We start from the raw sequence: 21779 nt of genomic DNA, 5'->3' as shown, positions 1-21779 counted from the left end.
GCACCGGAAGAAACCGCTTTCCTTTGCCCGGCCTCCGGTCCTAACCTGAACGACTCAAAACTTCCAGAGAGGTATATCCATGGCCCTTATCCTGAACACGATTAACAGCCCCGCCGACGTCAAAAAGCTCACCCAGGAGCAGCTCGTTACCCTTGCGGAGGAAATCCGGCAGGAACTGATCACCAGCCTGGCCAAGACCGGCGGCCACCTCGGGCCGAACCTCGGCGTGGTCGAGTTGACCCTGGCCATGCACTACGTCTTCGACACCCCGAACGACCACTTCGTCTTCGACGTCAGCCACCAGGCCTACGTCCACAAGCTGCTCACCGGCCGCCGGGACCGCTTCCACACCATCCGCCAGCCGGGCGGCCTCAACGGCTTCATGCTGCGCGAGGAGAGCGAGCACGATTCCTTCGGCGCGGGCCACGCCGGCACCGCCCTCTCCGCCGCCCTGGGCATGGCCACCGCGCGCGACCTGCGCGGGGGCAAGGAGCACGTCGTCGCCCTCTGTGGCGACGCGGCCTTCACCTGCGGCGTCACCTACGAGGCCCTGAACAACGCCCAGGCCCACACCAAGCGCCTCATCGCCGTCCTTAACGACAACGAGTGGTCGATCGACAAGAACGTCGGCGCCATCGCCAACTACTTCAACAAGATCGTCACCAGCGAGCGCTACGCCCACCTGCACGAGAAGGCGGAGAAGTTCATCCAGCGCCTCGGCGGCGAGAAGGCCCTCCACCTGGCCCGCAAGGCGGAAGAGGCCGTGAAGAGCCTGCTCCTGCCCAGCGTCATCTTCGAGGAGCTCGGCCTCCATTACTACGGCCCCATCGACGGCCACGACCTGCCGACCCTCATCAAGACCTTCGAGTTCCTCAAGCAGCAGGAAGGCCCCGTCCTCCTGCACGTGCTGACGAAGAAGGGCAAGGGCTTCGCCCCCGCCATGGAAAAGCAGAAGAAGTTCCACGGCCTCGGCGCCTACCATCCGGAAACCGGCGAGACCGCCGCCAACGCCCAGCGCACCTACTCCGAGGTCTTTGCCGACACCCTCTCCCACCTGGCCGACATCGACAAGAACGTCGTCGGCATCACCGCGGCGATGCCCAACGGGACCTGCCTGGACCGCTTCCAGCCGAAGCACCCGGACCGCTACTTCGACGTCGGCATCGCGGAGGAGCACGCCGTCCTCTTCGCCGCCGGACTGGCCACCAAGGGCTTCAAGCCCTTCTGCGCCATCTACTCCACCTTCCTGCAGCGCGCGTTCGACCAGATCGTCCATGACGTCTGCCTGCAGAACCTCAGCGTCACGTTCTGCATGGACCGCGGCAGCCTCTCCGGCGACGACGGCCCGACCCACCACGGCCTCTTCGACATCTCCTACCTGCGCGGCATCCCCAACATCGTCCTGCTCCACCCCTCCAACGAGGACGAGCTGGCCGACATGATGAAGACCGCCCAGGAACACAACGGCCCCATCGCCATCCGCTACCCGCGCGGCCTCGGCCCCGGCACGAAGGTGAAGGACAAGCCCGTCGCCCTCCCGATCGGCAAGGCCGAGGTGGTCCAGAAGGGCCGCGACGTCGTCCTCCTCTCCCTTGGCGCCATGCTGCCCACCGCCCAGGCCGCGGCCAAGGAACTGGAACGCCAAGGCCACTCCGTCGCCGTCATCAACGCCCGCTGCGTCAAGCCGCTCGACATCGAGACCATCGAGTCCTTCGCGCGCGGCGCGGAAGCCGTCGTCACCCTGGAAGACCACGTCCTGGCGGGCGGCTTCGGCTCCGCCGTCCTGGAAGCCTTCGCCGAGCGGGGCATCGACACCCCCGTCGTCCGCGTCGGCTGGCCCGACCAGTTCATCGAGCACGGCAAGGTCGACGCCCTCAAGGCCAAGTACGGCCTGACCGTCGAGGGGACCCTGGCCAAGGTGCAGCCCCTTCTCAAGGCCAAGGCCGGCTCCGGCGCGCCCGCGCTGGTCTAGCCTTGCGCGGTCCGCGATGAAGGAAACTCCGGCCTGGCTCGCTTCGCTGCGCCAGGCCGGCTTCCTTCCCTACGTCGCCACCTCCCGCCACCTGCTTCCCTCCCTGGAGCTGGAGCCCGGCGGCGTCCCCGCCCGCGTCTTCCTCCTGGAGGAGGAGGCCGACCAGCCGTTCCACGAGGCCTACCTCCTCTCCAACTCGCTCAGCTTCCACTCCCCCGACATCAAGATGCCCAACTGGGTCTTGATCGACTGCGCCCTCATGCAGACCGCCGTCGTCGGCTTCATGAAGGCCAGGGTGGAATTGCCCGAAGAATTCCTGGCCGCCTACCGCGCCGATCCGCGCGTCGACCTCGACCGGCTCGACTACCTCCCCATCTCCGGCCAGATCGCCTCGCCGGGGATCGACGGGAAGAGCCTCGTCGGCTTCTCCCTCTTCAGCCTGGCCCGGCAGGTCGGCGCGGCCGCCGCCAACCTGGGCCTCTACACGAAGGCCCTGGCCCTGGAAGTCTACCGCGCCGCACGGTTCGAGTGGTTCTACGGCATCACCCAATACGACAATCCCGCCCTGAAAATCCACGGCCGCTTCGGTGCGGAAATGGAGATCGCCAAGCCGATCCTGCCGCTCCACCCCCGCCGGGAAATGGCCTTCGTCTACCGGATGCGCCCCGCGCCCCTGGCGGAAAATCCTCCCGCCCGCGAGCCCTCCTTCTGGCTGGCGGCGGACGACGCCGCCGCCAAGCGCGCCATGCAGGACGGCATCGCCGCCGGAAAGCGCTACGTCATCCTCCCTCCCTTCGCCGTCGCGCGCGGGGGACGGACCGAACTCCCCATCCTGGAAATCCCATGAGCACCGCCCTGATCGCCTTCTCCGGAGGCCTCGACACCTCCTTCCTCGTCCCCTACTGCCGCGAAGCCTACGGCGTCACCCGCGTGGTGACCTGCACGGTGAATACCGGCGGCTTCAGCGCGGAGGAGGCGGAGAAGATCGCCGCCCGCAGCCGGGAGTTGGGGGCCGACCAGCACCTCTACCGGGACGCGGCGGAACTCTACTACCGCGACGTGCTCCGCTACATGGTCTACGGCAACGTCAGCCGGGACGGCTACCCCCTCTGCGTCGGCTCGGAGCGCCAGATCATCGCCCGGGAAGCCCTCAAGGCCTGCGCCGAGGTGGGGGCCGACTCCTTCGTCCACGGCTCCACCGGCGCGGGCAACGACCAATACCGCTTTGACGTCGCCGCGCAGGTCATCGGCCAGGGGAAGGTCGTCTGCCGCGCGCCGATCCGGGAATTCGGCATCACCCGCCCCGTCGCCGCGGAGACGCTGCGCCGCCACGGCTTCGAGGTGCCGGAAAAGACCGCCTCCTACTCCTACAACCCCGGCCTTTGGGGCGTCTCCATCGGCGGCAAGGAAACCCTCGTCGCCGACGGCCTCCTGCCGGACGACGCCTGGTACAGCCGGCCCGATCCCGCCGCGCGGGAAACGGCCCTCACCCTCGTCTTCGAAAAGGGGGAGGCCGTCTCCCTGGAAGAGGGCGGGGAAAAGACGACCGGCCCCGTGGCGATCCTCCGCCGCCTGGCGGAGATCGGCAGCCGCTTCGGCATCGGCCGCCACTACCACGTCGGCACCTCGATCCCGGGCAAGAAGGGGCGCCTGGCCTACGAGTCGCCCGCCGCCGACATCCTTTACGAGGCCCACCGCACGCTGGAAAAGAGCGTCCTGACCCAGGCGCAGATCACCGGCAAGAAGCCGGTCGCGGAGGCCTTCGCCCAGCTCGTCCACGAGGCGAAGAACTTCGACCCTTACCTCGACGACCTCAAGGCCTTCCTGGAAAGCACCCAGCGCCGCGTCACCGGCACCTGCCGCGTCCACCTCATTCCCGGCCGGATCAAGGCGGTCACCGTGCAGAGCCCCTACGACCTTCTGGGCATCCGGGGCAGCACCTACGGGGAAGCCTCCACCGCCTACACCGGCGCCGACGCGGCGGGCAGCGCCCTCCTCCATGGCTACGAGCAGCGGCTCTACCACTCCCTCGACTCCGCCGCATGAGCGCCTCCCCGGCCCTGGAGGCCGCCGCGCTTCTGGAGCGGCTCGTCGCCATTCCCTCCCTCTCCGGGGAGGAAGGCCCCGCCGCCGATTTCCTCCAATCCCGGCTGGAGGCGTGGTTCCCAGGCCAGGTCCGCCGGATGGGGCACAACCTTCTCGTCGATCTGTCCGGGCCCCAGCCCGGCCCCGCGCTGCTGCTGTGCAGCCACATCGACACCGTCTCCCCCGCCGCCGGGTGGACGCGCCCGCCTTACGCCGCCACCGTGGAGGGAGAGCGGATCTACGGCCTGGGAGCGAACGACGCGGGCGCCTCGGTCGTCAGCATGATCCTGGCCGCGCGGGAGTACGGCGCGCCCGCCGCCGGACGTCTCCTCGTCTGCCTGGCCGCGGAAGAGGAGGCGGGCAGCGGCGGCTTCCGCAAGGTGGAGCCGGAGCTGCCCCGCTACGACGCGGCGGTCTTCGGCGAGCCGACCGACCTGGGCGTCGCCGCCTCCATGCGCGGGGCGATGCAGGCGGTCCTGCGCTCGCGCGGCGTCGCCTGCCACGCCTCCCGCCCGTGGGAGGGGCGCAACGCGTTCGACAAGCTGGCCACCGACTTGGCCGCCCTCCGCTCCCTCGACCTGGCCGACGATTCCCCCTGGCGCGGCGCGACGGTGGAGCCGACCGTCGTCCGTGGCGGGGAAAGCGCCAACCAGATCCCGGCCCTCATCGAGACCAAGCTCGACATCCGCACCACGCCGCAAAAAGACAACGCGTGGATCCGCGCCGAGTTCGCGCGGCTGGGGCTGGAGGCGGAGATCACCGCCGACTGGCGCCGCCCGATGCACAATCCGCCCGGCGCGCCGCTCCCGGCGGCGATCCGCGCGGAAGGCGCGCCGGAAGCCGTCTTCAACGGAACGTGCGACATGGCCTTCGCCACCGCGCCCTCCGTCGTCTGGGGGCCGGGCCGCTCGGAACGCTCCCACGCCGCCGACGAGTTCGTCGAGCGGGGCGAGATCGCGCGCGCCGTCGCCGCCTACGGCGCGGTCCTGCGCCGCTATTTTTCAGCTTAAAGGCGCCAGCTCCTTGAGCCGCTGCCGGGCCAGGGCGGTTTCCGTGAAGGAGGCCAGGTCGCTCCGGCCGGCGAGTTCCTTGTACGTGGCCACCGCCTCCGGTTTCCGGTCGAGCTTCTCGAAGGCTTGGCCGCTTTCCCAGTAGGCGCGGGCCACGTAATCGGGCCAGCGGCCATACATGACGTAGATGCGCTGGTAGCAGGGGATCGCCTTTTCCGGATGGCCGGAGGCTAGATAAAGATCGCCCAGGTGGTTGAGGGCGGCCACCGCCGTCGCGGCGGGCAGTCCGGGGAGGGCCAGCAGCCGTTCCCAATCGCTCCGCGCCGCCTCGGCCCGGCCCGCCTTTTCGTCCAGCTCCGCCCAGGCTTTCCAGGCCGGGGCCAGCGCGGCGTCGGGCGCGCCCTGGGCCGCCGCTTGGAATTCGGTCCGGGCCCCTTCCGGGTCGGCGGGGAGGCGCAGAAGGCCCAGGCCCGCGTGGCCCCGGGCGGCCTGCGCCGTGGGCAGGAGCGCCTCGTAGGCGGCGCGGGCTTCCTCTTTCCTTCCGGCCTCGCGCAGGGCGTCGGCGAAGTCGGCGCGGAGGGCCGGGCCGACGTGCGGCGCGTCGAGCGCGGCGCCGCGCAGAAGGGCCGGCTTCGGATCGTTCGCCAGGCGGCTTTGGGTCCAGCAGGCGCGCGCGGCCAGGGACGGGCGGGCGGCGTCCCCGCTCCAGCCGTCGAGGGCCTTGTCCAGGCCGGGCCGCAGCGCGGGAATCCGGCCTAGCGCGGCGAGCTGGAGAAAAAGAGGGTCGGCGTTCGGCCCGTCGCCGGATTGTTCCGCCGCGCCGAGGAGAAGGGAGAGGGCGTCGGCTTCCCGCCCGGAGCGGAGGTCGATCCGCGCGGCGCGGGCCAAGAGCTCCGGGGCGGAGGGACTCTCCGGGACCGCCTTGAGGAAGGCGGCGTAGCCCGCCGCCGCGTCCGCCTCCCGGCCCAGGGCTTCCCGCGCCGCGCCCAGGCGGAGCGCCGCGTAGCCGGAGAGGGAGGTGCCGGAGGGCGTGGCCTGTTCCAGGAGGGCGATCCCTTCCGCGTAGCGGCCCACGGCCAGGCGGCAATCGGCCAGCAGGACGGCGGCCTCGTCCTTTTCCGGGCCGTCGGGAAACTCTTTGCGGAAGGCCTCCACGGCCTCTGCCGCGCCCGCGTAGTCCTTTGCCGCGCACCGCGCGCGGGCTTCCCAATAGAGGCACTCGGCACGGAGGGAGCCCGCGGGAAAGGCGGCGCGGCCTTGCTCCCATGCGGCGCGGGCCTCCTTGTATTTCCCCTCGTCGTAAAGGGAGCGGCCGGTCCAATAGACGGCGGCTTCGCGGAAGGAGGTCTTTGGATAATCGCGCAGGAGGGCGGCGAAGGCGGCCTCCGCCTCGGCCGGGCGTCCGGCTTGGAGCAGCGCGCGGCCCAGGAGGAATCCGGCCCGCTCGTTTTCCGGGGAGGGAGGCCCGGCGCGGAGCGCCTGGAGGGTGGCGATCGCCGCCGCCGGCTCGCCCAGATTCTGTTGCGCCTGGGCGCGGAGGAGGCGCAGGGCGGGCGTGGGCTCTCCCGCCGCGTCGACGGCGCGGAGCGTTTCCGGCCAGCGTTCCAGCGCGGCGTAGGCGGCGGCCAGCTGCGTCGCTGCGGCGGCCTTGGAGGAGGCGGGCCAGGACGGCAGCGCGTCGGCCAGGAGGAGCGCGGCCTCCCGCTGGCGGCCCGTCCGGGCGTAGGCGGAGGCGGCGCGCAGCCGCCAGGCGGCGTCGTAGTCGGGCACGGCGTCCAGGGAGGCGAGGTCCTTCGCCAGGGCGTCCTGGAGCGCGCCCAATTCGGCGGCCTCTTCGGGATGGGAAAGGGATTCCTCCTTCAGCGCGCTCCGGCGTTCCTGCTGCGCGGAGTCCAGCGCCGCGCGGGGCCGCAGAAAGCGGAGGAGGGAAAGCGCGCTTTCCGCGTCCCCGGCGTCCAGGAAGCCGGAGCCGAGCCGCAGCGCGCCCATCTCCAGCGCGGCGGGCTGGTCGCACGCGCCGTCGGCGGCCAGCGCGGGGAAGGCGGCGGCGGCTTCCGCCCGCAGGACGGGATCGGCCGCTTCCGCGCGGGCCAGGAAGGCGAGGAGCCGGGCCTCGGCCGCGCGGTGGGGCCGGTCGGCGGAGTCGGCGGCCAGGCGGTCGAAGAGTTTGGCCGCCTCGGCGGCTTTTCCTTCCCGCCGTTCCAGGAGGCCCAGGGTGCGGCGGGCCTCGAAGGCGCGCGGGCCCTGCGGATGGAGCTTAAGAAAGGCGCGCAGCTCGTCCTCCGCCTTGGGGTCCTTCATCCGGTAGGCGCAGAAGGCGCGCCAGAATGCCAGCTCCTCGGCGGAGGGGCCGTCCGGCGCCGCGGCCAGATAGCGGGCGATGATTTCCCGGGCCCCGGCGTCGTCGCCGCGGGCGGCCAGGGCTTCCGCCTGCGCGGCCAGGGCCTCCGGATCGGGAGCGGTCGGGGCGGCGCTTTGCAGGTAATCGTCGCCGTGATGGAGGTCGAAGGGGGAGGGGGCCGCGGCGGGCGCGGCCTTGGCGGAACGGGAGGGGGGCGCCGCGTGGGCGGAGGCCAGGCAGGCCAGGGAGAGCAGGAGCGCGCCCGCCCGCCTCATGCGATGTCGCCCGCGGTGATCGCCTCCACGCGGCCGTTCTCCCCGCGCAGGAGGAGGGCGCCGTTTTCGTCGAGGCCCAGGGCCTGGCCCTGGCGCGGGCCGGAGGCGGTCTCGACGGAGACGAGGCGGCCCAGGGAGAGGCAGCGGCGGGCCCAGGCCTCGCGCGCCTCCTCGAAGGGGGCGGCGATCCAGGCGTCGAGCCGGGTGAGGATGGCCAGGAGGAGGTCGGCGCGGCGGACGGAGCCGCCCGCGAGCTGGCACAGGGAGGTGGCCTTGGCGCGCAGTTCCTCCGGGAAGTCGGAAGGGAGCTGGCGGCAGTTGACGCCGAAGCCGACGACGGCGGCGCCGATGGTCTCCGCGTCGGCGGAGATCTCCGTGAGGATGCCGCCCAGCTTGCGCCCGTCGTGGAAGAGGTCGTTCGGCCACTTGATGTCGATCCGCGCGGGGACGAGCGACTCGGCCGCCTCCGCGATGGCCAGGCTGGCGACGATGGTGAGCCGCGCCACCTGGGTCAGCGGCCAGCCGGGCCGCAGGAGGACGGAGGCCAGCAGGCTGTCTCCCGCGCGGGCGTGCCAGGAGCGGCCCCGGCGGCCCCGTCCCTTGGTCTGGCGGTCGGCGGCGATGCAGAGGCCTTGCGGGTGGCCGATGTGGGCCTCGCGGTTCGCCAGGTCGTTGGTCGACTGGGTTTCGGCGAAGACGACGGGCCGCCACGGGATGCGGGTGGCGGGCAGGCGGGCGATGATCTCGTCCGCGCAGAGGATGTCGGGCAGGGCCTCGTCCAGCCGGTAGCCGGAGTGGGGCTGGGAGAGGATCGGGTAGCCGATTTCCTGGAGCGATTCCATCCGCTTCCAGACGGCGGCGCGGGTGACGCCGAGCTGCTCGGCCAGCGCGCTGCCGGAGACGTAGCTGTCCCGCGCGGCGAAGAGGGCGCGGAGGATGGCGGCGTCCGGGGGAAGCGCGGGGGCGTGCACCCCGCCTTTCTACCCCGCCCGGTCCGGCAGTTCCAGGATGAAGCGGGCGCTGTCCAGGGCGCTGCGGGGGCGGCTGATGGCGGCGATGTTCCGCCGCCAGAGGGACCAGAGCCGCCCCTCCTGGGCGAAGAGCCGGTCGAGCCAAGCGGCGATGTCGGCGGGCCGGGAGGCCAGGACTCCGGCCTGGTTGCGGCGGAGCAGCTCGTAGTTGCCCTCCTCCTGGCCGGGGACGACCTGGTTGACGATCATCGGGCAGCGGGCGGCGACCGCCTCCTGGACGGTGGCCCCGCCCGCCTTGGAGAGGAGGACGTGGTGGCTGAGGAGAAGCTGGGGCATCTCCTTCGTCCAGCCCAGGACGCGGACGCGGCCTTCCGCACCCGCCGCGGCGACTTGGGCGGAGATCCGCCGGTGGAGCGCCTCGTCCCGGCCCACGGTGACGGTCAGGTCCCACCCCGCGCGCTCCAGGAGGCGGGCGATGAGGAGAGGGGCCTTTTGCTTGCCGGAATTGATGACGTAGAGGATGCGGGGGCGTCCTCCGGCGGAGAGGTCGGGCAGGGGCGGGGCTTCCTCCGGACGGGCGAAGGCGGGCTGCACCGGGAAGCCGAAGACGCGGAGCTTTTCCGCCGGAACGCCCGCCTCCCGCAGGACGGCGGCGGTCTCCTCGTTGGGGACCAGGTACCAATCGCTCGGCACGCGGTACCAGAGGGAATTGATGCTGATCGAGTCGGTCACCACCGTGACGCGGCGGAACGCGCCGGGCAGCCCGCGCAGGAGGAAGGCGTAGACGGGGTAGACGGAGACGACGGCGTCGGGCCGGAAGGCGGCGATCTTTTCCGCCAGGGCCCGGCGGGCCTTGGCCAGGAAGGGAAGGTGCCATTCCATGAGCGGCGTCTTGTCCAAGAGGAAGTAGATCCCCTGCCAGGCCAGCGGCAGGCGGTTGATCGCCGTCAGGTAGGCGCGGCGGGACCATTCGTTGACCCGGCCATAGACCTGGAAGAGGTCGACGGTTTCCACTTCCGCGGCTCCTTCCAGGCGGAGGGCGGCTTCCAGGTTCCGCGCGGCGGTGTTGTGCCCCTCGCCGAAGCTGGCGGTGAGGATGAGGATGCGCTTGCTCACGCTGGGCGGAGGGTGGCCAAGCGTTTGCGGTGGTACAAGCCGTTTTTCTGGGTTACTTGTTTCCCATGAAGCTGATCCTCTGGGACATCGACGGCACGCTGCTGGACACCGGCCGGGCCGGGCAGAGCGCCTTTTACCGCGCCTGGAAGGAGATCACCGGCATCGACAGCCCGCCGGGCGTCGTCGATTTCCGGGGGCGGACCGACACCTTCATCGCCCGGCAGCTCCACGCCCATTTCAATGTCCCCTGGAGCGAGGAAAGCGTCCGCGTCCTCCATGAGCGCTATCTGGAAAACCTGGCCGCCGAGCTGCCCCGCGCGACCGGCACGCTCCACCCGGGCATCCTGGAAATCCTGGAGGCGGTCCGCCTCCGGTCCGACCTGGCCCAGGGCCTCCTCACCGGAAACCTCCAGCGCGGCGCGCGGCTGAAGCTGGAGCATTACAAGGTGTGGCACTACTTCGAGTTCGGCGCCTTTGCCGACGACAGCGCGGTGCGGAACGAGCTGGGCCCCTTCGCCCTTTCCCGGGCGCGGGACCGGCACGGCCGGGATTTCAAGCCGGAGGAGGTTTTCATCGTCGGTGACACGCCGCACGACGTGGCCTGCGCGCAGGCGATCGGGGCCCGGTCGATCGGCGTCGGCACGGGCCACTTTCCGGCGGCGGAGCTGGCCGCCTGCGGGGCCACCGCCGTCCTGGATGACCTCTCCGATCCGGCGGCGTTCTTCGCCGTGGTCGACAGAGTCTAGCGGACGCGCTGGCGGGGCAGGCTGCGGCGGGGCTTGGCCGCGCCGCTGCGCTCCATCGCCTCGTAGGCGTCGTAGTCGGGCAGCTGCGGGCGCTCGACGTGGCCCTTGGCCATTTCCACGCCGACGACGCTGCGGCCCGGCTTCAGGTCGGTGTCGACCAGGAGCGCCTCGCGGACGAGGGACTTCTTCCCCACCACGGAGTTGGCGACGACGGAGTTGTCGATCTCCGCGCCGGTCACGGACGAGTCGCTGATGTTCAGGGCGTCCACGCCGTGCGCGTGCGTGCCGGTCAGCGTGCTGTTTTGCACCCGCCCCTGGCGGACGCGGCTTTCGACGAGGGAGCTGTTTTGGACGAATGCGTAGGACACCTCGCTGCCGATCAGGTCGATCCCCTTGAGCCGGGCGCCGCCCAGGCCGGGCGTCTTCGTTTCCTCGGCGGTGACCAGGGAGCTGTCGATGCGGGTCTTGCCCGTCGCCCTCACCCCGGCGCCGACGACCGCGCGGCCTTCCACCTTCGTGTTCGGGCCCAGGGAGGTGCGCGGCCCGTGGACGGCGGACTGGGGGCCTAGGAACGCGCCGGCATCGACGCGGGCGTCGTCCCGGACCCAGCCGCCGCCGTTCTCGTGGCGGTGCCAGCGGGCCTTTTCCTTGGCCAGGAGGACGCCGGCCTGGCCGTAGGCTTCCTCCAGCACCTGCCGCAGCGGCAGCGGGACGTTCCGTTCCGCCTCCACCTGGCGGTGCACCGTTTCCAAGAGAGCGTCGACTTCCTTTTTCTTCATCGTTTCCTTTCTCAAATTGGAGCCGGGCCGTCCCGGTTTCCCGGAGCGGCCCGGCGTTTTATGGGCCTAAGCCGAATTCTGTTCCCGCCGCCTTACAACGGCGGGGGTCGCCATTACTCTACCTTCCCCCTCGCGGGGGATGGTCCCGGCCCTGCGGCCGTGGTGCGGCCTTACCCGAGGACGGCCCTTCTTCCGAAGGGCCGGGTCAGGCAACCCATCTCCTCTGTTTGGCCTTGCACCGCATGGGGTTTGTCCTGTCCCCGGCCGTCGCCGGCCGGGCGGTGGGCTCTTACCCCGCCTTTTCACCCTTGCCGGACGCGGTCACCCGCATCCGGCGGTTTCGTTTTCTGTGACACTTTCCATACCGCGCCGCTTACGCGGACGCGGCTCCGCCGTCTTCCAGCGGCATGCTGCCTGATGGTGTTCGGACTTTCCTCCCGGACGGCAAGCCGCCCGGGCGGCGACCGCCCATGGGGCAAAGCGTAGCCGGATCGCGGTCGCCCGCAAGGCCGCTCTTGCGCCCGGGCGGGGAGCCCGGGATAATCGGCCCCTCATGGAACGGGGGCTCCTCGCGCGCGTCGTCTCGGCCGTCAACGCCTTCCTTCTCTTTCTCCTCATCGCCTGGCCCGCCGTGGCCATGGGCGGGGCCCGCGTCTGGGTCCAGGCTCCCTTCTTCGTCGTGGCGGCTTTCCTGCTCCTCCTTCAGGTCCCCGTGGTGTGGAAGGAGCGCCGCGCGCCGCTGCGCCCGCCCGATTGGATCGACGGATTCGCCGCCGCCTTCCTCCTCTACGCCATCGCCCGCTATTTCACCGCGCCCGTCGAATACCTGGCGCGGCTGGAGGTGATGCAGGTGGCCTCCTACGCGGCGATTTTCTGGGTGGCCCGCTACCGGATCCTGCGCGCGTTCGACGGGGTGTGGGTGGTGGGCGGCCTTGTCGCCACGGCGCTGGGCGTCGTCCTTTTCTCCTTCTGGCTGCGCTGGCATCCGGGGTTCCTGCCGTGGGGAGAATCGGTCGCCCTCCACTATTTCCCGCGGCTGACCGGCACATTCGGCTGCCCGAACCATTACGGCGCGTTCCTCTACATGGCCGTGGCGGCCGCCCTTTCCCTGGCCCTTTTCGTTCCGGAGCGGCCCCTCCTGCGGCTGGCCTGCGCGGGCGCGGCCACGCTCTTCATGGCCGGCATCGCGCTTTCCCTTTCCCGGGGAAGCTGGGTCGGGCTTCTCTTCGTCCTTCTGACCGTCACCTTCTTCGCCCTGCGCCACGCGCGCATTCCGGCCTACTACCCGATCGGCTTCTTCGCCGCCGCGCTGGCCGTCGGCATGGCCGCCCTGACCGCCTCCCACGCGGCCCAGGACCGGCTGGCGGAGGTGAACTACCAGCTCCACCACGACGGGGCGCGCCACTACGTCCGCATCCAGATCGCGGCGGACGCGGTGCGGATCATCGGCGACTATTTCTGGTTCGGCAGCGGGCCCGCCACCTTCGTCCACATCCACCCGCGCTACCATGACGCGACGTACGACACGCTGGCCACCTACGCGCACGACGATTACCTCAATCTCTGGTGCGACTACGGCGCGGCCGGCTTCGCGCTGGGGCTCGGCTTCGTCGTGACGGCCACCGTGGGCCTGGCGCGGCGGCGCGCTTCCGGCGGCGTGCCGTGGACGCGGCGCGTCCTGGTCTGCGCGGGCCTGGGCGCCTGGGCGGGGATGGCCGTCCATTCCTTCCTCGACTTCGCCATGCATTTGCCCGCCTGTGCCGCGACGCTCTTTACCCTGGCCGGGCTGGGGCTGCGCCGCCGCCCCCTGGCGCTGGACGCCGCGCCGCCCCTGACGCGGCGGGGCCGTTTCCTCAAGCGGCTGATGGCGGCGGCGGCGGTCGTCGTGCCGGTCCTCTTGGCCGCCGGGCTTCTTTTCGGGGCGTGGCGGACGGCGCGGGGCTACTACCCGTGGCAGCAGGTGGAGGAGCGGCTCTCCTCGATCCCCTTCCGTCCCGCCGTGGCGCTGCTCAAGCAGGCGGCCCAGGGCGACCCGCTCTTTTCCGAGGCCCCCGCGCGCCTGGGCGATTTTTACCGCGCGGAGGCCTCCCTCCACGCCGATCCGGCGGAGCGCGACGTGCTGGGCCGTGAGGCGATCGAGTGGTACCAGCGGGCCCTGGATGCCGACCCGCTCGACGACGGCCTCTACCTGCGCCTGGGCATGGCGTACGAGCTGCTGGGCCGGAGCGGGGAGGCCTACCTCTGCTATGCGCGGATCGCGGGGCTCCAGCCGCACAACGGCTATTTCCAGGGCGCGCTGGCCCGCTACTACGCGCGGCGCGGGATGGCGCGGCAGGCGATCGAGGCTTACCGCCGCGCGGCGGCCTGCCCTTTCGGCGCGCCGCCGGAGGCCGCGGCGATGATCGAAAGGCTGGAGCAAAAAGAAAAGGCGCCGACCCCCTGAGGGATCGACGCCTTTTCGGGAACGCGTTCCCGCTTACTTGTCGCCCAGGGAGGAGGACGACTTGTGGCAACACTTGTCAGAAGCGCAGCCGATCAGGCCGAGGCCCAGGACGAGGGTGGCAGCGAGGCACAGCAGACGGATGGAGTTTTTCATTAGCCCGTACGCTAATCGCGCGCGAAGGATTGGCAAGCGGCGTAATTGGTCCTAAACCGGCTTCATGTCCGCCCCGATCACCGCCTTTATCGACCATCATTACCGCCATTTCAACGCCGCCGCCCTGCGGGACGCCGCGATCGGCTACCGGAAGCACCTGGACCAGGGCGGCCTGATGATGGTGACCCTGGCGGGAGCCATGAGCACGGCGGAGCTGGGCCTTTCCCTGGCGGAAATGATCCGGCAGGGGAAGGTGGGGGCGATCACCTGCACCGGGGCCAACCTGGAGGAGGACGTCTTCAACCTGGTGGCCCACGACCATTACGAGCGGGTGCCCAATTACCGGGACCTGACCCCCGCCGACGAGCAGGCCCTCCTGGAACGCCATATGAACCGGGTGACCGACACCTGCATCCCGGAGATGGAGGCGATGCGCCGGATCGAGGGCGCGATCCTGGAGGAGTGGATGGCCGCGGACAAGGCGGGCCAGCGCTTCTTCCCGCACGAGTTTTTCTGGAAGATCCTCCGCTCCGGCGCGCTGGAAAAGCACTACCAGATCGACCCCAAGAACAGCTGGCTCCTGGCCGCGGCGGAAAAGAACATCCCCATGATCGTGCCGGGCTGGGAGGACTCCACCCTGGGCAACATGTACGCCGGCCACGTCATCTCCGGCGACGTGAAGAACGTCCACACCGTCCGCAGCGGCATCGAATACATGACCTTCCTGGCCGATTGGTACGCGAAAACGGCGGCCCAGCAGTCGATCGGCTTTTTCCAGATCGGCGGCGGCATCGCGGGGGACTTCCCCATCTGCGTCGTGCCGATGCTCCACCAGGACCTGCAGCGGGACGACGTGCCGCTCTGGGGCTACTTCTGCCAGATCAGCGACTCGACGACGAGCTACGGCTCCTACTCCGGCGCCGTGCCGAACGAGAAGATCACCTGGGGCAAACTGGGCATCGACACGCCCAAATACATCGTCGAGTCGGACGCCTCCATCGTCGCCCCGCTCATCTTCGCCTACGTCCTGGGCTGGTAGCGCGCGCCTTGCTTCCGGGGGCGATTGCCCTTAAAGTAAGGGAGGCAATGGTGTCTGCCCTCCCGCCCGACGGGAAAACCGCCTGAACCGGCTTCAGCGCTGATGACTCCTACCGGCCGCGCCTCCCAAAAAGGGGGCGCGCCGATAGGAGTTGCTATGGCACTGAATTATCTGTGGGTCGCGCTGGGAGGGGCCTTGGGGACCCTTGGCCGCTTTTGGCTTTCCGGTTTTGTCGCGGAGCGGTTCGGGCCCTCCTTCCCGCTGGGGACGCTCGTCATCAACGTCACGGGCTCGTACGTCATCGGCCTCTTCGCGGCGCTCACCGCCGCCGACGGCCCCTACCTGGTCAGCCCGGCCTTCCGCACGTTCTTCATGATCGGCATTTGCGGGGGCTACACGACGTTCTCCTCCTTCAGCCTGCAGACGCTGAACCTGGCCCAGGACGGCGAGTGGTTCTACGCCGGGTTGAACTGCGTCCTTTCCCTCGTCCTTTGCCTCGCCGCGGTCTGGCTGGGCCATGTATCCGCCTCCCTCCTTAACCCCAAATAAAAGGAACCCATGGAAATCCCCGAAAACGCCCTCCTCCTCCGCGCCTTCATCGGCGAGGAGGACAAATGGCAGCACACCCCCCTTTACGAAGCGATCGTACTCAAGGCCCGCGAGGCGGGCCTGGCCGGGGCGACCATCCTCCGGGGCCCCATGGGCTTCGGCGCCAGCAGCCACATCCACACCGCCAAGATCCTGCGCCTTTCCATGGACCTCCCGCTGGTGGTGGAGATTGTCGACGCGGAGGAGAAGATCGAGGCGTTCCTGCCTCTCCTCAAGCCGATGATGGACGGCGGCCTCCTCACCCTGGAGAAGGTCCGCGTCCTCCACTACCGGCCGAAGGGCGGGGCGGAGGGCCGGACGTCATGACTGCGGACATTCCCGGCTTCGGGCCCCTGCGGCTGGATTATCTGGTCCTCGATTTCAACGGCACCCTGGCCGTGGGCGGAAAACTGCGCTTCGGCGTCCGGCGGCGGCTCAAGTCCCTCCGCCGTCTTTTCACCATCCACGTGGTGACGGGGGACACCCACGGGACGGCCGCAGCGCAGCTGCGGGGCTTGGGCGTTCTTCTGCACATCCTGCCCTCCGCCAACCCAGGCGGAGGCCAAGGCCGCCTACGTCGACCGCCTCGGCGCGGCGCGCTGCGCCTGCGTCGGCAACGGCCGGAACGACCGCCTGATGCTGGGCCGGGCGGCGCTGGGCGTCGCCGTCGTGGAGGGGGAGGGCGCCGCCGCGGAAAGCCTGGCGGCGGCCAAGGTCGTCTGCCCGGACATCTTCGCCGCGCTGGCGCTGGTCGGCGATCCCCGGAGGCTCACCGCCACCTTGCGCGCCTAAAAAAAAGGCCCCGGGGGGTTACCCCGGGGCCTTTGGAAGCGTCAGGCGGAATTAGCCCCGGTGAGAGGGGTCTTCGCCGTCGGCGCGCAGCCCGGGGGCGGCGCTGATCTTGTTCGCCTTGGCCAGGGCGCAGCCGATGGTCAGGTCATAGACAAAGGCGCCCAGGAGGCCGCCGACGATCGGGCCGAGGACGGGAACGAGCCAAACGCCGCTGCCGTCGGTCAGGCCGTTGTTCGTGAAGCCGGCCACCACGGCGAAGAGGCGGGGCCCCAGGTCGCGGGCGGGGTTGATCGCGTACCCGTGCATGCCGCCGAAGGCGATGCCGATGGCCACGACGATCAGGCCGATGACCAGCGGCGCCATGTTGGAGCCGGGGAGGGCGTTCCACTTGTCGACGACGGCCAGGATCAGGCCGACCAGCAGGGCGGTGCCCACGACCTGGTCAAAGAAGCCGGGCCAGAAGCCGGGGACCGCGGGGAAGGTGCAGAAAACGCCGGTGGTGTGGTCGAGGCTCGGGTCGACCTGGAGCCACTTGGCATGGTAGACGGCGAAGACGAGGCCCGCCGCCAGGAAGGCGCCGATGAATTGGCCCAGAATGTAGTGGAAGGCCTTCGACCACGGGAACCGCTTGGTGGCGGCCATGGCGATGGTCACCGCCGGATTGAGGTGGGCGCCGCTGATCGTGCCCGCGATGTAGACGCCAAAGGTCACCGCCAGACCCCAGCCCAGGACGATGTTGGTGTAGCCGCCTTTGACGACCTCGCCGGGAATCGGCGGGTTGCTGCCAAAAAGGACGACCATGGCAACGGAACCGACGCCGAAAAGAATCAGCACCAAGGTTCCCAATAACTCTGCAAGGAATTCCTGACCGGGGGTGAATTTCATAGAAATAAAAGGATAAGAGAGCGAAGCCAGGTGTCAAATGAGCTTAAACTACGAATAGTTATAACAATAACTTATCCGCCCCGTTGAAGCAGCCAGGCGCCGAGGCGCACGAGGAGCAGCAGGCAGTAGCCCGGAAAGGCGTAGCGGATCAGGAACCAAAAGAAGCGCTGGGAGAAGGGCTGGCACTGCGGCTGGAAATGGGGCAGCAGCGCCAGCGCCATCGCCGCGGCCAGCGGCACGAAGAGGCCTCTGAGGAAGGCCGTGGACCATTCCGGGCTCATGACGATCTCCCCAGGGTGGAGCGCCCGGCAAAGAGAGCCTGTTCGCCCAGTTCCCGCTCGATGGCCAGGAGCCGGTTGTATTTGGCGATCCGCTCGGAGCGGCTCAGGGAGCCGGTCTTGATCTGGCCCACGCCGGTCGCCACGGCCAGGTCGGCGATGAAGGTGTCCTCCGTCTCGCCGGAGCGGTGGGAGATCACCGCCGCGTAGCCCGCCTTCCGGGCCAGGGCCACCGTCTCCAGCGTCTCGCTGACGGTGCCGATTTGGTTGAGCTTGATCAGGATGGCGTTGGCGATGCCCTTGCGGATGCCTTCCTCGAAAATGGCGGGGTTGGTGACGAAGTTGTCGTCGCCCACCAACTGCAATTTCCGCCCCAGCCTCTGGGTGATTTCCAGCCAGCCGGGCTCGTCGTCTTCCGCCATGCCGTCTTCCAGGGAGAGGATGGGATGCCGGAGCAGCAGCTCCCGGTAGAACTCGAAGAGCGCCTGGGAGGTGAGATGGTCGCCGCCCGATTTTCCCAGGACGTATTGTCCCCGGACGTAGAACTCGCTGGCCGCCGGATCGAGGGCGAAGGCGATGTCCTGGCCGGGCTGGTATCCGGCGTGCGCGACCGCCTCGGCCATGAGGTCGAGGGCTTCGCCGTTCCCCCGTAGCTCGGGGGCGAAGCCGCCCTCGTCCCCCACGGCGGTGCCCAGGCCCCTTTTGTGCAGGAGTTCCTTGAGCGCGTGGAAGGTCTCCGCGCCGTAGCGGAGCGCCTCGGAAAAACGGGGCGCCCCCACGGGGAAGAGCATGTATTCCTGGAAGTCGATCGTGTTCTGCGCGTGGCGCCCGCCGTTGAGGACGTTCATCATCGGCGTGGGCAGCAGGTAGGGGGCGTCCTCCGGGCCGCCCGCCAGGCGGCGCAGGTGGGCGTAGAGGGGAAGGCCGGCCGCCGCCGCGGCCGCCCGCGCCGCCGCCATGGAGACGCCCAGGATCGCGTTGGCGCCCAGGCGGCCCTTGTTGGGCGTGCCGTCCAGCTCTCGCATTCGGGCGTCGAGCCGGGCCTGGTCGGCGGGATCGAATCCCCGCAGCGCCGGGGCCAGGGTCTCCCGCACGTGGCCGAGGGCGTGGAGGACGCCCTTGCCGCCGTAGCGCCGGGGATCGCCGTCCCGCAGTTCCAGCGCTTCCCGCTTGCCCGTGGAGGCGCCGGAGGGGACCGCCGCCGTGCCGGATGCCCCGTTTTGGAGCCGGACGGTGACGGAGAGGGTGGGGTTGCCCCGGGAGTCGAGGATTTCCAGGGCGTCGATCGATTGGATGGTGGCACTCATGGGTGGATGGGGTTGGGGTTGCGGCACGGAGTTTCCGGCTCGGGCCGGAAATCGAAAAAGGCATGGCGCGGCCCTTTGGGGACGAGAGAAAGAGGCCACGATCCCGCGTGGGAGATGGGGCGCGGCGGCAGGCTTTGCCGCCGGAGCTGATGTGTGTCAGGATGCATGACTCCTCCGTTTCCGGTAGGAGTCATCAGCCGGCGCAAAGCCGGCAGTTCGACCCGCGTAGCGGGTCAGGCAGATTCCATTGCCTGGGAAGCAAGGTAACCGACCCGCTTCAAAGAGTCAATGGGACGGCCTTACTGCAGGATCTTGTCCATCGCCCAGGTGCGGAAGTCGACGTAGGCGGGCGGGGCGGTGAGACGGCGGTAGAGGCTGAACTGTTTGATCGCGCCGCCTTCGATCACGTTCTCGCCGAAGAGGTAGGTCCGGGTGTCGGGATTGTAGGCCAGCAGGACGTCCCGCATGGGGTGGCCCTCCGCGTCCCGCTGCACGGCTTCCCAGACGATGTAGGGGTCCTGCGCGGGCTCGAAGAACTCGTCGATTTCCACGCGGCTTTGGAAGAAGCGCTCGCGCGGGTAGGCCTTCGCGTCGGTCAGGCCGTGGATGGTTTTGCCGCCGTTGCGGAGGGAGAGGAGGTCCTTGCGCGCGGCCTCGACGGACTCGGCGCGGCCCAGGGCCTGGTTGGCCTGGATGGTGAGGACGACGGGCTGGTAGGCCGCCGGGTCGAGTTTGCGCATCCGCGCCAGGTAGGGCAGCGCTTTCTCCGGCCGGCCCAGCTCCAGGTTGAGGAAGCCGGACCAGTAGAGGGAGCCTTTGGCCTTCGGCTCATCGGCCAGGATGGAGCGGAAGATGGCCAGGGCCTCTTCGCGCTGGCCCGCCTCGGCCAGTTTCACGGCTTCTTCATACCGCTGGTGGAGGGCGCCGCCCACGGGAGGGGCCGCGGCGTCGGCCGTTTGGGAGAAGCCGTCGGTGATCCAGGTGATGAGGGCCAGCATGGCCAGCAAGACCAGGAGGAACCCGATGGCCTGGAAGAGGACGCTGCGGAAGACCGATCCTGAGTTGCCGTAGCCCATGATCTGTTTCTCCGCAGCGTCCGCGTTTCCCGCCTTAGTAGGCGGCCTGGGCGCCGCGGGTGTTGCGGCGGCCCATCCACGGCATGAGGCCGCGGAGGCGGGTGCCGGTCACCTCGATCGGGTGCTCGGCGCCTTCGCGCAGGAGGCGGTTGTAATTCTTCCGGCCGGTCTTGGCTTCCTTGATCCAGGCCTTGGCGAAGGTGCCGTTCTGGATGTCCTTGAGGACCTGCTTCATCTCCTTCTTCACCGCCGTGTTGACGATGCGGGGGCCGACGGTGACGTCGCCGTACTTGGCCGTTTCCGAGATGGAGAAGCGCATGCCGCTGATGCCGGCCTCATGGATGAGGTCGACGAGGAGCTTCAGCTCGTGCAGGCACTCGAAGTAGGCCATCTCCGGCTGGTAGCCGGCGGCGACGAGGGTCTCGTAGCCCGCTTGGATGAGGGCGGCGGTGCCCCCGCAGAGGACGGCCTGCTCGCCGAAGAGGTCGGTCTCCGTCTCTTCCTTGAAGGTGGTTTCGATGACGCCGGCGCGGGTGCCGCCGATGCCCTGGGCCCAGGCCAGCGCGGTCTGCTTGGCCTTGCCGCTCTTGTTCTGGTAGACGGCGATGAGGGAGGGGACGCCCTTGCCCTCGACGTACTGGCGGCGGACCAGGTGGCCGGGCCCCTTCGGGGCGACCATGATCACGTCGACGTCCTTCGGGGGGACGATGGTCTTGAAGTGGATGGCGAAGCCGTGGCAGAAGACGAGGGTCTTGCCCTTGGCCAGGTGCGGGAGGACGTCCTTCGCGTAGACCTGGGGAATGGTCATGTCCGGCACGGCCAGCATGATGACGTCGGCCTTCTTCACCGCCTCGGCGACGGGCAGGACCTCGAAGCCGTGCTTCTGGGCGACGGCGATTGACTTGCTCCCCTTGTAGAGGCCGATGACGACCTTCACGCCGCTTTCCTTCAGGTTGAGGGCGTGGGCGTGGCCCTGGGAGCCGAAGCCGATGACCGCGGCGGTCTTGCCGCGGAGGTGGCGGAGGTCGGCGTCCTTGTCCTTGTAAACGCGGGCGGGGGCGGTCTTCTTCTTGGAGGTCTTGGTCTTGGTGGGCATGAGGGGGTCTTATTGTTTGCGCGGCAGGGCGATCTTCCCCGTGCGGGAAAGGCTCAGCACGCCGAAGTTGTTCATGAGGCCGATGAATTTGGTGATCTTGCTCTCGTTGCCGGTCAGCTCGATGGTGAGGTTGCGCGGCTGCACGTCGACGATCTTGGCCCGGAAGATGTCGCAGATCTGCATGATCTCGGCGCGGGATTGGGAGTCGACCTTCACCTTGACCATGATCAGCTCGCGGTCGATGTATTCGCCGTCGCGGAAGTCCTGGACCTCGATGACCTCCACCAGCTTGTTGAGCTGCTTGGTGACCTGGTCCAGGGTCTTGTCGTCGCCCTTGACCACCAGGGTCATGCGGGAGGTGGCTTCGTCGTGGGTCGGGCCGACGTTGAGGGTGTCGATGTTGTACCCCCGGCCGCTGAACATGCTGGTGATGCGGGTGAGGACGCCGAACTTGTTCTCGACCAACACGCTGATGGTGTGACGCATGGGGAGGGGGAGCCTATTCCCGCCCTTTCCCTAAAAAAAGCAAAAAAAAGGCGCCCCGGTCCACCCATCCGGGGCGGCCAGGGCGCCTTTTCAACCAACGAACCAAGGAGAATCAGGCTACCGGGGAATTGGACCCCCCGGCGGGAGGAAACGTTCAAAAGAATCGGTGCCGCCCCACCCGGGGCGGCACCTTCTTCTTCTTAACCAACCACAAACAACGAACAAACATGTAACGGTCCACACCAGGATCGTTACATAGGTTAGACCCCCGCCTTCTCCTTTCGTTCAAAGAGGCTCTATTAGATGGGGTGATCTGATTGGCCCCACTCCTGCTCTTTATG

At 69.2% G+C, this 21779-nt stretch carries 20 protein-coding genes, 1 other RNA gene and 1 riboswitch; of the genes, 10 read left to right on the top strand and 11 right to left on the bottom strand.

Annotated features, from left to right (window positions below; genetic code table 11):
- Positions 1–79: 79 nt before the first annotated feature.
- From dxs to PW734_02895, 4 genes are read left to right on the top strand one after another with little or no spacing between them, the layout of a single operon-like run.
- The gene (gene dxs, locus PW734_02910; GenBank protein ID MDE1170150.1) at positions 80–1972 is read left to right on the top strand and encodes a 1-deoxy-D-xylulose-5-phosphate synthase; all 1893 of its coding nucleotides are present in this window, start codon (positions 80–82) and stop codon (positions 1970–1972) included.
- 16 nt (positions 1973–1988) lie between these two features.
- The gene (locus tag PW734_02905) at positions 1989–2819 is read left to right on the top strand and encodes a hypothetical protein (protein MDE1170149.1); all 831 of its coding nucleotides are present in this window, start codon (positions 1989–1991) and stop codon (positions 2817–2819) included.
- On the top strand, positions 2816–4018 hold the full coding sequence (locus PW734_02900; GenBank protein ID MDE1170148.1) for an argininosuccinate synthase: 1203 nt from the start codon (positions 2816–2818) through the stop codon (positions 4016–4018). Before PW734_02905 ends, PW734_02900 begins: the two co-directional genes overlap by 4 nt.
- Positions 4015–5067 carry a M20/M25/M40 family metallo-hydrolase gene (locus PW734_02895; GenBank protein MDE1170147.1) on the top strand — a complete coding sequence of 351 codons (1053 nt, stop codon included), beginning with the start codon at positions 4015–4017 and terminating at the stop codon, positions 5065–5067. Before PW734_02900 ends, PW734_02895 begins: the two co-directional genes overlap by 4 nt.
- On the opposite strand, the gene PW734_02890 is transcribed toward PW734_02895, so the two are convergent.
- From PW734_02890 to PW734_02880, 3 genes are read right to left on the bottom strand one after another with little or no spacing between them, the layout of a single operon-like run.
- Positions 5059–7683: a tetratricopeptide repeat protein gene (locus PW734_02890; protein MDE1170146.1), complete on the bottom strand. Its 2625-nt coding sequence runs from the start codon at positions 7681–7683 to the stop codon at positions 5059–5061. The genes PW734_02895 and PW734_02890 overlap by 9 nt on opposite strands.
- Entirely contained in the window at positions 7680–8654 is a 975-nt protein-coding gene (locus PW734_02885; protein MDE1170145.1) for a biotin--[acetyl-CoA-carboxylase] ligase, read from the bottom strand. The genes PW734_02890 and PW734_02885 overlap by 4 nt, the downstream gene beginning before the upstream one ends.
- Positions 8655–8663: 9 nt before the next feature.
- The gene (locus PW734_02880) at positions 8664–9770 is read right to left on the bottom strand and encodes a hypothetical protein (GenBank protein ID MDE1170144.1); all 1107 of its coding nucleotides are present in this window, start codon (positions 9768–9770) and stop codon (positions 8664–8666) included.
- A gap of 65 nt (positions 9771–9835) precedes the next feature.
- On the opposite strand from PW734_02880, the gene PW734_02875 reads away from it, so the two are divergent.
- The gene (locus tag PW734_02875) at positions 9836–10516 is read left to right on the top strand and encodes a haloacid dehalogenase-like hydrolase (protein ID MDE1170143.1); all 681 of its coding nucleotides are present in this window, start codon (positions 9836–9838) and stop codon (positions 10514–10516) included.
- Here PW734_02875 and PW734_02870 read toward each other — a convergent pair.
- Positions 10513–11295 carry a hypothetical protein gene (locus PW734_02870; protein ID MDE1170142.1) on the bottom strand — a complete coding sequence of 261 codons (783 nt, stop codon included), beginning with the start codon at positions 11293–11295 and terminating at the stop codon, positions 10513–10515. The genes PW734_02875 and PW734_02870 overlap by 4 nt on opposite strands.
- A gap of 56 nt (positions 11296–11351) precedes the next feature.
- Positions 11352–11767, bottom strand: an RNA gene (rnpB, locus tag PW734_02865) — RNase P RNA component class A.
- A gap of 81 nt (positions 11768–11848) precedes the next feature.
- Here rnpB and PW734_02860 point away from each other — a divergent pair.
- The 5 genes from PW734_02860 (at position 11849) to PW734_02840 (ending at position 16310) form a co-directional block, all read left to right on the top strand.
- A complete protein-coding gene (locus PW734_02860) occupies positions 11849–13738 on the top strand; it encodes an O-antigen ligase family protein (protein MDE1170141.1) in 1890 nt (629 codons plus the stop codon).
- A gap of 217 nt (positions 13739–13955) precedes the next feature.
- Complete coding sequence (locus PW734_02855) at positions 13956–14930, top strand: deoxyhypusine synthase family protein (protein MDE1170140.1); 975 nt, start codon at positions 13956–13958, stop codon at positions 14928–14930.
- 156 nt (positions 14931–15086) lie between these two features.
- Entirely contained in the window at positions 15087–15479 is a 393-nt protein-coding gene (gene crcB / locus PW734_02850; GenBank protein ID MDE1170139.1) for a fluoride efflux transporter CrcB, read from the top strand.
- Between the two features lie 9 nt (positions 15480–15488).
- The gene (locus PW734_02845; GenBank protein MDE1170138.1) at positions 15489–15845 is read left to right on the top strand and encodes a DUF190 domain-containing protein; all 357 of its coding nucleotides are present in this window, start codon (positions 15489–15491) and stop codon (positions 15843–15845) included.
- Positions 15846–16154: 309 nt separating this feature from the next.
- Positions 16155–16310 carry a hypothetical protein gene (locus PW734_02840; protein MDE1170137.1) on the top strand — a complete coding sequence of 52 codons (156 nt, stop codon included), beginning with the start codon at positions 16155–16157 and terminating at the stop codon, positions 16308–16310.
- 51 nt (positions 16311–16361) lie between these two features.
- On the opposite strand, the gene PW734_02835 is transcribed toward PW734_02840, so the two are convergent.
- The 6 genes from PW734_02835 to ilvN form a co-directional block, all read right to left on the bottom strand.
- Entirely contained in the window at positions 16362–17195 is an 834-nt protein-coding gene (locus PW734_02835; GenBank protein ID MDE1170136.1) for an aquaporin family protein, read from the bottom strand.
- Positions 17196–17266: 71 nt separating this feature from the next.
- Positions 17267–17476, bottom strand: a complete 210-nt coding sequence (locus PW734_02830; protein MDE1170135.1) for a hypothetical protein — start codon at positions 17474–17476, stop codon at positions 17267–17269.
- Positions 17473–18780: a phosphopyruvate hydratase gene (eno, locus tag PW734_02825; GenBank protein ID MDE1170134.1), complete on the bottom strand. Its 1308-nt coding sequence runs from the start codon at positions 18778–18780 to the stop codon at positions 17473–17475. The genes PW734_02830 and eno overlap by 4 nt, the downstream gene beginning before the upstream one ends.
- A 177-nt stretch (positions 18781–18957) precedes the next feature.
- A riboswitch (Fluoride riboswitch) is annotated at positions 18958–19041 on the bottom strand.
- 38 nt (positions 19042–19079) lie between these two features.
- Complete coding sequence (locus PW734_02820) at positions 19080–19856, bottom strand: hypothetical protein (protein MDE1170133.1); 777 nt, start codon at positions 19854–19856, stop codon at positions 19080–19082.
- Positions 19857–19890: 34 nt separating this feature from the next.
- Positions 19891–20952 (bottom strand): ketol-acid reductoisomerase, encoded by a 1062-nt coding sequence (ilvC, locus tag PW734_02815; protein ID MDE1170132.1) that lies wholly within the window; start codon positions 20950–20952, stop codon positions 19891–19893.
- Between the two features lie 9 nt (positions 20953–20961).
- Complete coding sequence (ilvN, locus tag PW734_02810; GenBank protein MDE1170131.1) at positions 20962–21438, bottom strand: acetolactate synthase small subunit; 477 nt, start codon at positions 21436–21438, stop codon at positions 20962–20964.
- Between the last annotated feature and the right edge of the window lie 341 nt (positions 21439–21779).

The sequence above is a fragment of the Verrucomicrobium sp. genome (assembly GCA_028283855.1).
In the GTDB taxonomy this organism is placed as follows: domain Bacteria; phylum Verrucomicrobiota; class Verrucomicrobiia; order Methylacidiphilales; family GAS474; genus GAS474.
This window is presented reverse-complemented; position numbering and strand designations above follow the sequence as displayed.